The sequence below is a fragment of the Citrobacter sp. Awk 4 genome (genome assembly GCF_028069725.1).
Lineage (GTDB): Bacteria > Pseudomonadota > Gammaproteobacteria > Enterobacterales > Enterobacteriaceae > Citrobacter_D.
In genome coordinates, this window is the sequence record NZ_JANEWG010000082.1 from 1 (window position 1) to 12,054 (window position 12,054).

Consider the following 12,054-nt stretch of genomic DNA (forward strand, 5'->3'; position numbering starts at 1 on the left):
TCCCTGACCGGGGATATCTGGTGTGGGGAGCGAGGACACTGGCAGGAACGCAGACAAACAGTGACCTGAGCTGGCGCTATATCTCAGTACGACGACTGTTTAACAGCGCCGAGCGGGATATCAGAGGAGCCATGCAGGGGCTGGTGTTTGAACCGAATAACCAGCCGACCTGGCAGAAGGCCAGCAATGCCATCGAAAACTATCTGTATGGCTTATGGCGTCAGGGTGCGCTGGCAGGAGCAACGCCGGAGGAGTCCTATTCCGTGCAAATTGGCCTCGGTACCACTATGACGCAGGAGCAGATAAATCAGGGGCAAATGATTGCCAGCGTTGGTATTGCGGCGGCGCGTCCGGCTGAGTTTATTATTCTGCAATTCACCCAGAATATGGCGTCATAGCTAAATGGTAAAAATAGTTTCTCTCTATTTTTACTGTTATGTAACAGGAGCACATTTATGATGGAGCTAAGCCAGCCGGATGTTACTTATAGTGAACAGCTCTTGTCCGGAGAATATAATTATATAGCCAGTGCAGTACCACTGTTTATTGGTTATACGCAAAAAGGAGCGGCGTATTCATTATCTGCGGTGAATAGTTTGGCGGACTATGAGTCGCTGTATGGTGGCGCTTCTGTGACCGGGGCGGTGCTTTATTATTCTGTGCAACACTATTTTGATAATGGCGGGCAGGGGGGATTTGTTCTTTCTCTCGGTGCAGACTCTGTACTGCCGCTTTCGCCTGAACAACTGATTACAGCGTTTCAGGACAGCCGCATTATTACTGCTGTACAACAGGAAAACAGCATTACCTTAGTGGCGTTACCGGACATGGTTCAACTGCCTGATGCTGACAGTACTAACTGGTCACTGGCATGGTTGGCTTTATTAAGTATCTGTCGGGCAAGAAATGGTGTCTTTGGGGTGTTTGACACACCGGATGCAGCGGATCATGCACTCGCCTGCGTCGCGGATTTTCTGGCGAATAATCCTGCTGATATCGAGTGGGGAGCTGCTTACTGGCCAAGACTGGTCTCTGATTATCAACTGGACGACCTGACGCCAGTAACGGTTCCGCCTTCAGGTGCGATTGCGGCAGTGATTGAAATGACCGACCAGCAGTCCGGCGTCTGGAAAGCACCAGCTAATGTGGCGTTATCACAGGTGGTGAAGCCAACACAATCATGGTTACAGTCTTCAGGATTGTTTCAGAGTACGGGAACCTCTCTTAATCTCATACGAAGTTTTCCCGGTAAAGGAACCCGTGTATGGGGCTGTCGAACCCTGACAAATGATACATCTTCACCTTACCTTTATATGCAGATCCGGCGACTGGTTGCTTGGGTTGAATCGGAGGTCAGCACCATTGGTCAAAATTTTATTTTTGAAACGAATAATGCACTGACCTGGATTAAATTTCGCGGGTTGGTACATATCCGGCTGCGCGAGTTGTGGCTGGATGGGGGATTGTATGGTGAGGAAGAGCAACAGGCGTTTTATATTCAGATTGGTTTAAACGAAACCATGACTGAGGAGGATATTCGGCAAGGAAAAATGATCATGAATATAGGACTGGCAGTGACTTATCCGGCCGAGTTTATTCAGATCTGCCTGACCTTTGATACCCGATTGGGCATTCATACTCATAAAGGAGCCCGGTGATGGATGATTTTTCATTTGTACAACCATCGGTTTCCCATCGCTTTTCAGCCACCTTCTGGTTTGGTCATTTTCCTGTACCGAGCTTACTTGATGCCAGTTTCCAGCGTATTTCTGGTTTAAGCCGGGAGGTGCAGGTCTCAGCCTACAGCGAAGGGGGGGGAAAATCTGCGTAATCGCTATTTTACCGAAAAAGTACAGCATGGTTCGTTGGTGCTTGAGCGGGGCGTTATGTTACTGACACCACTCAGTATTATGTTTAACCGGCAGTTGCTGAGCGGTAATGTGACATATTTTAATGCCGTTATCTCGGTATTCAATGCAGATGCATTACCACTTACGAACTGGTTAATTACAAAAGCGATTCCTGTTCGCTGGCAAACAAGCGATCTGGATGCCAACAGCAATAACGTTTTGATTAACACACTGGAACTGCGTTATCAGGACATGATCCCGCTGGGGGTGAATTTATGACCGTAGAAATCAGGGAATTGATTATTCAGGCGAAAATCACCGATTCCGCATCTTCTCAGCCAGTTGTTACCCGGATTCAAATGCCTGAAGTCACCCGGTACCGGGACGAGCAGTTGGTTGACATGATAACCCGGCGAGTGCTTGAACAATTACAGGAACAAGGGTGGGGGAAACCATGAGCTTACTCCTGCATAAGCCCTCGCGGCTAATGATTTACGCCTACAGTAACCGGGAAATGACACAACCAGCCGGCAGTTTGTCGGTAATGTATAACCCAGATTCGGTATCGCTAAGCTATCAAACTGAGTATGTTCCTGATTTGTTCATTAATACCACCCGGCAAAGTAACCGCTATGTTCAGACCCACCCCGGTGGATTATCACTGGAGCTATTACTGGATTCCCGAATGCCGGGTAATCATAAGTCTATTGATAAGCAATTAACCGACCTGAAGATGCTGTGCTACAACGTCAGTCCAGCACAGAGTGAGCCACGATATTTGCAGGTGAAATGGGGAAAAATGCGCTGGAATGGTCGCGGTTATTTCTCCGGTCGTATTAGTGGATTGTCAATTCGCTATACCTTATTTGCCCGCGATGCCACCCCATTACGGGCCACGGTGACGCTGGAGTTAACAGCCGACGGTAGCCTGAAACTACAGGGCGCGGAAGAGCAATTGTTGTCTCCGGAGGCGGTTGTAGTAAAAGTGCCGGACGTTACGTCGCTCACCAGTATTGTTGACACTGCAGGTTACTCTCTGGCCGGGAAAACGGATTATCTTGCCGTGGCGTCAGAAAATAATCTGGATGCCCTGGATGCCATTGAACCAGGCCAGGTGTTGCGGATTTCAGTTGAGCAAGGAGCAACCTCCTGATGCGTCCAGTACCTTCAATTATCCTGCTGGCAGGTGAAACACGGCAACCACTCGTAGCATTCAAGCCTGAAAGGCTGGATACGCAGCATAAAGTTAACGCGATTCCCGGTGCCAGTGTCGTACTGTCGCGAGTACAGGGGGGACAGGGCGACGCTGTCTATGAAGAGGAACTGACCTTGTGCGGTGCGGGTCAGCGCATGGATGTGTTACTGCTGGACAAAGAGGAGCGACAACTCATTTTTCGTGGGGTCGTTGTTGAACAACGATTACAGATACGCCGGGAATACGTTGAGATGGTATTAACGCTGCGCCATGACTTGCAGCGTTTACAAGGTACACATCGTTCACAGGTGTTCGAACAGCAAACAGACGCTATGGTGGCGGGCAATATGTTTCTGGGTGAAGCAATCCCTGTAGCCGGGATTGCCGGGATGGATATTTTACACGATCAACTGGTGCAGTGTCGCTGCTCAGACTGGCAGTTTCTGCGAAGCCGTCTGAACGCCAATGGGGTGTGGCTATACCCCGCACCTGAAGGGGTGAGTATTTTTTCGCCCGTTCTCTCTCCAGTACCAGTACATACACTAAGAAGGCGAACCAGTGATATTCAGGGGGATGTGCTGATTGAGGATAGCCACTGGTGCTTTAGTGAGCAATATCAACCCGCAACGCTGACGGTATCCAGTTGGGATGCACAGATTCAGAATAACGATATCTTTCCGGCACATCCTGTCCCAATGGGAAATCAGGCATTTAATTCGACCTCAGGTCATTGCCTTAACCTCACCTCATGGGCATTTAACTACAGTACACCGCTGGGAATGGAGCAGACAGCTCAATTAGCCAATAGCTTGCTAATGAATTTGCAGGCGGCTCGTGCCACTGGCGAGTTTCGTCTTGACGGAGGAGGACATTACCGGCTGGGCGACACGCTGGCGCTGGAAGGTTACGGCACGACTATGGATGGCTATGGAATTGTTACTGGCATCCGCCAGAGCATCAGTAAAGAAAGCGGGTGGCGCTCCACGCTGTCGCTTGGCGTTAATGAAGTATTACGCGATATGAATATTATCCCACGTATCAGCGGGTTGCATATTGGCGTGGTGTCGGCGTTTATGAGCGACCCCAGTGGTATGAATCGCCTGCGGGTTAAAATACCGATGTTAGGTGAGAGCAATCAGGAGCTGTGGGCGAGACTGGCTACACCTTATGCCAGTGCGCTGAGCGGTTTTTGCTTTTACCCTAACGAGGGTGACGAAGTGGTGATTGGCTTCTTTGATGAAAATCCCTGTTACCCGGTCATCATAGGGTCCATGCATAACCCGCTTAACCCGGCCCCCGTGATGCCGAGTCAGGAGAACACGGTGAAAACTCTGGTGGTTAATCATGCCGGACAAAAATGTGAACTGATGTTCAATACGGTAGACAACAGTGTGGCTCTGCGCTCACCCGAAGGCGAGTTGAACCTGGGACAAGGTGGTTTGCTGGAGAGCAGTAGCTTACTTACCCTCAAAGCACGGGACGTCTCGCTTGAAGGAGAAAAGACGGCGCTGTCTGGTAAAAATAGGGTTTCTGTCACCGGGGCGAAGATAAGCCTTTCTAACTGAATCAGGAGGAAAGATGAGTAACGAGGTTTTGACAAAAATTTATGGCCGCGGCTGGGCATTTCCTCCCTCATTTAATCTTGATGAGGGGGTTGTTATGGCAGAAGACGTAGAGGATATCAGACAGAGTTTGCGTATTTTATTCAGCACGGAACCGGGTGAGCGCATTATGCGAAATAACTACGGTTGTGCGTTGTATGACGTCATGTTTGAAAATATTAACAGCGATCTGATGAATGATATTGAAACCCGTATTGTTGATAGCATTTTGCGCTATGAGCCAAGAGCCAATTTGACAGAAGTTATATTCCAGCAGTCACCGGATAATCGCAGTCAATTACTGATTGATATTTCTTATTGTCTACGCGGTAGCGATATTGAGCAGAAAATATCTGGAGTACTGGATATCAATTATCCACAAAGAGGGCAGTTCTGATGAGCTATCCAATAATTTGTGATGGTGATGGTGTGCAATTTGGCCCCATGTTTGGTACGCGTCAGGTTGTACTTGTTGAGCCTGCGTTTATTCGTGGGAGTGGAGCCATTACCGTTATGGGGCGCAAGGCGTGCGTTGCTGGCGACGAAAGTCAACAGCAATGGGCAGCGCAGTATTTCATTCCCGGTTATACCCCGGGGAGTGGCATGGTCAGTATCGAAATGCTTGATGGTAGTCAGGTGACGCCCTGTATTACAGCCGAAACCTCGCTGATTCTGCAGGGCACACAATTTACCGCGCGTTTTACCCTGACCTCCCCGGCGGTAATGAGTGAAGCGCCTTATACCCCGGACGGAATGGCTGTGGGTATGGGACGAGGCTGTTTTATCCCACAGCAGGTATTCGTGAGAGCAGGATAGTGGCAAGCGGTTATTAAAACTTTTTGCGGGTATTTTTTGTAGTAAATGGTGGATCTCGTCGTCTGTCTGGTGAGCGGGATGCCGATGCTTGAATTTGCGGAGAAAAGAGAATGGCTGAACGGAACGACCTGATGTACACGCTTGGCGATTTTATATCCAGGGGCCATTTTGTTCTGGACGATCGTAGTGATGAGACCCTGCTACAGCAGATCCACGACTACGCAGCAATTATCCCTTTTGATACCACAGGACATTCCTGGGCCGACCTGTTATTTATGCCAATGACACCGGGTAACACAGCGTTGACACCCGCTGCGCTGGCTCAGCTGTTTGATAATACGGATAGCGCCGATGGTAAGTTATTTCCTCAGCAGGTCTTTCTGCTGGCGTTTTTACAATTACTGAAAACACCGCGAACGCTACTGAACACTTTTCCCGCCGCTCACCGTGAACTTTATTATCGTGATTTACTGGGAGGAAGTGAAAAAGCGGCCCAGGCAGACCAGGTGGCATTAAGTCTGACACTTAAACCGACCGTCAGAGAATGTTTTATCCCCGCCGGGACATTGTTTGATGGTGGACAAGACAGTGCCGGAACACCATTACACTATGCTCTGGATCAATCACTCCTGGTGAATCGTAGTACATTTAGTGACTTATGCTGGGTGCAACCCGATCCGACAGACACAATTGATAAGGTTAATGATCGGCAATTATTCAGGGTGGCATATGATCAGCAAAAATCAGCCTGGCCGACGCAGGGGTATCGTTTGTTTGACCCTGAGACAAGTCAACAACCGGTGGTTAATGGGCGTTTAGTTGCTTCATCCCTGTTAGCGATGACTGCGGGAGACCGTACGATTACGCTCACCTCGGCCAGCAATATTAACAGCGCCAGTATCTCGGTTGCACAGGTCAGCAGCGGTGGACAATGGCTGGATTTAACCTTACCTGATCCTGCCACCGATACCACAACGCTGGTGCTACGCCTTAGTGAGGATGCCCCGGCTATCGTGCGCCGCTGGAACTGGATGGTCTCACGCTGGATACACCGGTAGTTAAGCTTGGCAGAACAGACGGAAGCACGCTTCCGGCTCTGACATCACTGACTGTTAGTTGCGTAGGGACGGCAGGGATTAGCTACAGTACCGATAACGGTGTTAATCGGCTGGATAATCTCAGCTATCCACTGGGGACGTCACCAGTGGTGGGGGTTGGCTTTAATTTGATGATGGCGGACTGGTGCAATCGCAGTGTCGCGACTAAGTTATCTCTGACACCGCAATGGGTGGACTTACCAAACGTCGGTTTTCCTGACTGGTATGCCGGATATGACAGCGTACCTTCTGATAATAGCGATTTTACGCTGCAGCCGCTGCTGATGTCTGGTACGGGCAGGATTGCTTTGAGTGATGAAAGCAAAGCTCAGTTCCAGCCTATGTTTGCTGCTGGTACCGATGCTCCTGAACTCGCAACACTGACTATCATATTACCTCCATCAATTATGGGAGGGAGCGATACGCCCAATGACCCATGCGATGGGGAGCAATGGTTACGGCTGGAGCTGGCGGAACGCGATTTTGGTCATCAGGAATATCAAAAACTGGCGGGGAGCAAAACATTAAACCCGCCATACACACCGCAAATGAACGGGCTGATAGTCAGCTACACCCAGACTGACAGTACATTCAGCCAGTACATATTGACGCCGTTTGGCTATCAGGCCACCGATGCCGCCATGGATGATACGACGAAGTCGTACCTCTATCTGGGATTCACCGACGGTACGCCAGGTGAAACCCTTTCACTGTACTGGCAAATACAAAGCCCACAGGCGCTAAACCCGGACTGGTTCTATCTGAATCAGGACAATAATTGGGCTTCGCTGGCTTCAACCGTAGTTGATGACACTCAGGGACTGCTGGTCAGCGGGGTCTGGTCGGCCACACTGCCTCATGATATCGCAACTCATGCTTCCCGGATGCCCGGAGGTCGTTACTGGCTGCGTGCAATTCTCAACAGCCCCTACGGTGAGCTGGGTTCAGAGACAGCCACTGAAAACGGATATGTCTGGCTGCAAGGGCTCGAAACCAATGCCATGACGGCTACGCTGGATGCACCTGAGAGCGCGAGCCGTTCACATTTCATGCTTCCTTTCCCGGAGAATACCGTTACCCGAATGGATACACCGGTAAATGAAATTAGCTGCGTCACTCAACCCTGGCCTTCTGAGGGTGGGCGGGCAGCTGAAACATCTGCGCAGTTTGTAGTAAGAACAGCAGCACGGTTGTCTCACCGCGATCGCGCACTCGCCTGGCAGGATATGACGGAATTACTGAAAGCGAGCTACAGCAATGTCTTTGATGTGGCATTACCCTCTACGGATATTTTAACCGAGCTGCCCGCCCCCCTCGTTCAGCAACTGTTGGTTATTCCAGTGAATGCTTATAAAGACAACCAGGATGCATTGCGTCCATTATTCAGCCAGGCACATCTCAATGAGATGTCAGCTTATCTGCAAAGTCGCGCATCTGGCTGGGCCGATATTCAGTTAATTAATCCGAGCTATCGGGATGTCCCTATTGCCTATGACGTTTCCTTTAATGTGAATGCGGATTATGGCTACCGGCAATTACAGGAAAGCCTAACCCTGCGTTATATGCCCTGGATTACAGAGCGCAGTAGCGGAGTCACTTTGGGTAATACGCTGGATTATTACGGCATTATCGCCTGGATCCAGCAGCAACCCTGGGTGGTACAGCTCAACAGTCTGACGCTGGATAGTGGAAAGGTGTCAGTGCAGGGCGGGCGTAACGAAGTGCTGATTCTTACCGGATTTAACAAGGCTGGAGGTGCGTTATGACTTACCTGACAAAATTGCTGCCGCTGATTAAAAAGGACATTCATTTTGACACCCTGTTCGCGCAGGCTGAACAAAAAGTAAAACGGTATGGTGGCCAGGTATGGAGCGATACCGGTGAGCACGATCCTGGCGTGACCTTTCTGGAAGGTTTCAGCTATAGCGTATCGGATTTGGCCTACAGGAATACGCTACCACTGGTTGATTTGTTAACACCGCCACTGGAGCAACAAACCGCCGGTGACGGCATTTTTCCACAGGATTTTGGGCCGCAAACCGCGCTGACGTGCAGCCCTGTCACCCCGGAGGATTATCGTCGGGCGTTACTGGATCTCACTGACAGTAGCGAAAGCTATTATCTGTTTCGCAATGTGCAACTGCTTCCGCTGAACAGCGACAAATCTGCCGATGTTAGTGCGTATGATTACAGCTATTACTACAACACTGACAATCAGCAATTCAGTTTTGTCGTTCCGGAGCCTGCCGACGGCTCAGAGCCTGTGTCGTTTGTTTTACGCGGTAACTATGCACTGTATCTGGAACCGTCCCGTGAGATGCAGTTGCATCAGAGTGATGCGCAAACGGTGCTCGATACTTTCCTGACTGACCACCGTAATCTGGGGGAGAGGATTTCAAAACAAATCTGGGCTGGTCCACAAGAGATAAATCCTGTTGCTGTCGTTGAACTTGCCGATGGCGTTCAGAATTATTCGGCTGTATTGGCTCAGATTTATACCATCACGGAGAATTATATATCGCCTCAAGCGCAGCATGTGAGCACTGCTGAGCTGAGCGCGCAGGGCGTGGCGACAGAAGATATTTATCAGGGACCTTATCTGGTCCATGGCTGGATACCTGAATTACCTCCTGATATGGATTATTCAACAAAACTTTCGGTGGACCTGGTAGGGCTGGCTGAATTATGGGTAGCAATTGATGGGGTAAAAAGCATTATTTCATTGCAAGAATATACTACTCATTCCTGGGATTGGGCCACGAGTGCAAATAACAGTTATCCTCAATTATGGGGCGATGATCCCCTTAACCAGATTTCACAATCGATACTGCTGATCACCGCAGATGGAACTTATGTTACTGCGAGTAAAGAAGACATTGCCGCGAATATTGCACCGCGGGCAATAGAAAATAATCCTGCAGTCGTGTTGCCTTATGGCCAACCGCGCAATGCTGCTCAGTATCACCCAGTCAGCGATAAGTTGCCTGTCTGCTATGGCCTGCAGCAACTTCCCGCCGCCCCTTCACCGCAGACTCAGCTCTATCAGTTTTTATTGCCGTTTGAACAGGCGATGGCCAACGGCTGTCAGCAACTGGCTTTGCTACCTCAATTGCTCTCTTTCCTGCGCAGTGGCAGCACGGTATGGGGAGGGCAATGGCCTTATGCGACGGGTAGTGTAGGCGATCAGGTGCACAGTGCATACAAATCTGCCCTGGTCGACCAGACTACGGCACAGGCAAATGATGAAGCACAGGAACTGGCGTTGCTGAATTACCTGCTGGGGTACTTTGGTACTGGCCGGGCATCGCGAATGCTAAATACTTCATCGGATGAGTATTTAAGCGTTGAACAGCATTATCTGGGGCAGATATCCACGCTTACCTATCAGCGCGACAATATTCGTATCGATCAGGTGTCGGCGTTACAAAAGCGTGTAGCCGCACGGATGGGATTAGGGGAAAGCTTATTTGTTGAACCGGTCGATATGAGCAAATTGCCTTTTTATCTGGTCGAGCACCGGGAACTGTTACCAGAACGACCATCACCGCTTTATGACGCACTCACTGCACCCAGGTTGGTAACGGTGTCGGCAGATAGCACTTTGTTGACAGTAACTTCCTCTACCTCTCTCGACCTGACTGAAATGCACACCGGACAACTGGTTAATTTTGTGCTGCAAGGAGGATTGGGGATTAGTAACGACACCAGTGATTTTATTTTACAGGCGCTGATTGTTAATTCAGTGGATGCTGACAGTCATACCTTTACACTGGTTATCGCTGATAATCCCCAGTTGCAAATTTATCTGCAGCAGGTTTTAACCGCTCAAAACAGCGGGAAGCTTGCATGGCGGAATTGTCAGGTCTGGTTACAGGATGTGCAATATCCGCTGAGCTATGCGGCCGGGGCTGCGAGTCCTCCGCGCGCACCGGTTACATTGACCATTCCGGCTGAATTTCCTTTCCCGGCTCTTGTGAGGAAAGGGGACATTCTGTTGATTGATGCTATTCAGCCAATTAATGGTCAGGCATGGTCAATGCGTGCGGTGGTTAACAGTATTAATGGTATTGCCGGAACCCTGACGGTCGACAAGGCTGAGGGGGAAACAAATGATTTTCCCGCGCCGTCAGATACGAGTAATTATCGCTGGTATAACACGCGTGTGGTTGACCGTTTTTCTTTTGTGGTGAGCCTGGTGTTAAACAAAGCGATGCTGCCTGCTGATTGCGATCAAACGATGACGGAGACATGGATAAAGCAGTGTTTACAGGCGGAATTGCCTGCCCACGTCGCGCTGGTTATCCACTGGCTTGAAGAAAATGGCGGCCAGCAATCATTCACCACTTTCGCCCGCAATTATGCGGCCTGGCAAAATAAGCAAACCGCACCCAGTACCTCAACGTATCAACTATTGTGGCAACTGGGGTTAGGAATATTACCTCTGGTGCGTGTGGGTATTGGCAACATGATTATAGCGACAGACAATCAGCGAAAAGCAGTTATTGGGGAAAGTGGGAATGAATGGAATCTCGATGTAATTGTGGATAACAGTCTGTTCTTCGTGCCACAACGTTATACACCCTCAGCATAAATATGTCCGATATAAATGCGCTGGCATTAGTTGAATAACGGCTGCGCCAGAAGAAGATAAAATAAAGCAGGAGCAATCCAGAATGAGCGAAAATTGTACTGTTACAGCTACGACCTCTGTCGGGGGAAAAACTGCCGACTTAAAGAATAAGTTCACCGCTGGAAGTATCCCACTGGATACTGATTTTAGCGAATTGATTGACATTGCTGAATGCGGACGCAGAGCCATTGGGCAGAGTGCCGATCAGTCAGAAAATAGCGTCGGTGCTGGTTTAACGTTGGCAACGGACAGCGCCAATATTGGTAAACTTTCTGTTCTGCCAAAGGCCAGTGCGGGGATTACCGTAGATGCCAGCGGGGTCGGGATTGACCAGTCAGTTATTTTCCCGAAAGGGATGATTATGATGTTTTCTGGAACAACGATCCCACAGGGATGGGCGTTATGTGACGGGAATAATGGAACGCCGAACTTAATAGCCAGATTTATTCTGGCAGGGAACACGGCTGGTGAACACACATCTACTGTTGTAAGTGGAAGCAGTGGTTCTCAGGGCTTTTCAGTAATGACAGCAGGTTCAAATGCAAATATATCTGTTAATAACCATGCACTAACAATCGCTGAGATTCCGGCTCATACCCATGAGATACATGATCATAATGGTAATCTCATGAAGAAAGATAGTATGACATGTAATGAAACTGGTGACGTTGGTATTCCTGCGGTTTTTAACGAAAGCAGTAATTCGACATCGGCAATAATCTTCCAGAGTGCAGGTGGTGGTGGAGGGCATACTCATGCCCTAACCCAAAGTAATCACTCTCATGATACTTCTGTCGTTGTTCCTTATTATGTTTTGATGTTTATCATGAAAATATAAACTTTATTGAATAACATTTTTCCATCC

At 49.3% G+C, this 12,054-nt stretch carries 13 protein-coding genes; all 13 read left to right on the forward strand.

The window, feature by feature from the left end; translation table 11 throughout:
• Positions 1 to 398: phage tail sheath C-terminal domain-containing protein (locus NNO04_RS21360; RefSeq protein WP_271446368.1), on the forward strand; the 398-nt coding region annotated here is incomplete at its 5' end.
• A 57-nt stretch (positions 399 to 455) separates the two neighbouring features.
• Positions 456 to 1,658, forward strand: a complete 1,203-nt coding sequence (locus NNO04_RS21365; RefSeq protein ID WP_271446369.1) for a phage tail sheath family protein — start codon at positions 456 to 458, stop codon at positions 1,656 to 1,658.
• Positions 1,658 to 1,831 (forward strand): hypothetical protein, encoded by a 174-nt coding sequence (locus NNO04_RS22790; RefSeq protein ID WP_333909012.1) that lies wholly within the window; start codon positions 1,658 to 1,660, stop codon positions 1,829 to 1,831. The genes NNO04_RS21365 and NNO04_RS22790 overlap by 1 nt, the downstream gene beginning before the upstream one ends.
• Positions 1,824 to 2,129: a phage tail protein gene (locus NNO04_RS22795; RefSeq protein ID WP_333909013.1), complete on the forward strand. Its 306-nt coding sequence runs from the start codon at positions 1,824 to 1,826 to the stop codon at positions 2,127 to 2,129. The genes NNO04_RS22790 and NNO04_RS22795 overlap by 8 nt, the downstream gene beginning before the upstream one ends.
• Positions 2,126 to 2,308, forward strand: a complete 183-nt coding sequence (locus NNO04_RS21375) for a DUF5908 family protein (RefSeq protein WP_271446370.1) — start codon at positions 2,126 to 2,128, stop codon at positions 2,306 to 2,308. Before NNO04_RS22795 ends, NNO04_RS21375 begins: the two co-directional genes overlap by 4 nt.
• Positions 2,309 to 2,337: 29 nt before the next feature.
• Entirely contained in the window at positions 2,338 to 3,003 is a 666-nt protein-coding gene (locus NNO04_RS21380; RefSeq protein ID WP_271446378.1) for a CIS tube protein, read from the forward strand.
• A complete protein-coding gene (locus NNO04_RS21385) occupies positions 3,003 to 4,610 on the forward strand; it encodes a phage baseplate assembly protein V (protein WP_271446371.1) in 1,608 nt (535 codons plus the stop codon). Before NNO04_RS21380 ends, NNO04_RS21385 begins: the two co-directional genes overlap by 1 nt.
• A 13-nt stretch (positions 4,611 to 4,623) precedes the next feature.
• Complete coding sequence (locus NNO04_RS21390) at positions 4,624 to 5,043, forward strand: GPW/gp25 family protein (protein WP_271446372.1); 420 nt, start codon at positions 4,624 to 4,626, stop codon at positions 5,041 to 5,043.
• Positions 5,043 to 5,462: a hypothetical protein gene (locus tag NNO04_RS21395; RefSeq protein WP_271446373.1), complete on the forward strand. Its 420-nt coding sequence runs from the start codon at positions 5,043 to 5,045 to the stop codon at positions 5,460 to 5,462. Before NNO04_RS21390 ends, NNO04_RS21395 begins: the two co-directional genes overlap by 1 nt.
• Before the next feature lie 110 nt (positions 5,463 to 5,572).
• Positions 5,573 to 6,520, forward strand: a complete 948-nt coding sequence (locus tag NNO04_RS21400; RefSeq protein WP_271446374.1) for a hypothetical protein — start codon at positions 5,573 to 5,575, stop codon at positions 6,518 to 6,520.
• Between the two features lie 146 nt (positions 6,521 to 6,666).
• Positions 6,667 to 8,325: a hypothetical protein gene (locus NNO04_RS21405; protein WP_271446375.1), complete on the forward strand. Its 1,659-nt coding sequence runs from the start codon at positions 6,667 to 6,669 to the stop codon at positions 8,323 to 8,325.
• Positions 8,322 to 11,150 (forward strand): hypothetical protein, encoded by a 2,829-nt coding sequence (locus NNO04_RS21410; protein WP_271446376.1) that lies wholly within the window; start codon positions 8,322 to 8,324, stop codon positions 11,148 to 11,150. Before NNO04_RS21405 ends, NNO04_RS21410 begins: the two co-directional genes overlap by 4 nt.
• A gap of 82 nt (positions 11,151 to 11,232) precedes the next feature.
• Complete coding sequence (locus NNO04_RS21415; RefSeq protein ID WP_271446377.1) at positions 11,233 to 12,027, forward strand: tail fiber protein; 795 nt, start codon at positions 11,233 to 11,235, stop codon at positions 12,025 to 12,027.
• Positions 12,028 to 12,054: the final 27 nt, after the last annotated feature.

Coding starts and splice junctions, on each gene's coding strand:
- NNO04_RS21395 (WP_271446373.1), top strand. CDS start 5,043: ATGAGCTATCCAATAATTTGTGATGGTGATGGTGTGCAATTTGGCCCC.
- NNO04_RS22790 (WP_333909012.1), top strand. CDS start 1,658: ATGGATGATTTTTCATTTGTACAACCATCGGTTTCCCATCGCTTTTCA.
- NNO04_RS21410 (WP_271446376.1), top strand. CDS start 8,322: ATGACTTACCTGACAAAATTGCTGCCGCTGATTAAAAAGGACATTCAT.
- NNO04_RS21415 (WP_271446377.1), top strand. CDS start 11,233: ATGAGCGAAAATTGTACTGTTACAGCTACGACCTCTGTCGGGGGAAAA.
- NNO04_RS21365 (WP_271446369.1), top strand. CDS start 456: ATGATGGAGCTAAGCCAGCCGGATGTTACTTATAGTGAACAGCTCTTG.
- NNO04_RS21375 (WP_271446370.1), top strand. CDS start 2,126: ATGACCGTAGAAATCAGGGAATTGATTATTCAGGCGAAAATCACCGAT.
- NNO04_RS21380 (WP_271446378.1), top strand. CDS start 2,338: ATGATTTACGCCTACAGTAACCGGGAAATGACACAACCAGCCGGCAGT.
- NNO04_RS21390 (WP_271446372.1), top strand. CDS start 4,624: ATGAGTAACGAGGTTTTGACAAAAATTTATGGCCGCGGCTGGGCATTT.
- NNO04_RS21385 (WP_271446371.1), top strand. CDS start 3,003: ATGCGTCCAGTACCTTCAATTATCCTGCTGGCAGGTGAAACACGGCAA.
- NNO04_RS21400 (WP_271446374.1), top strand. CDS start 5,573: ATGGCTGAACGGAACGACCTGATGTACACGCTTGGCGATTTTATATCC.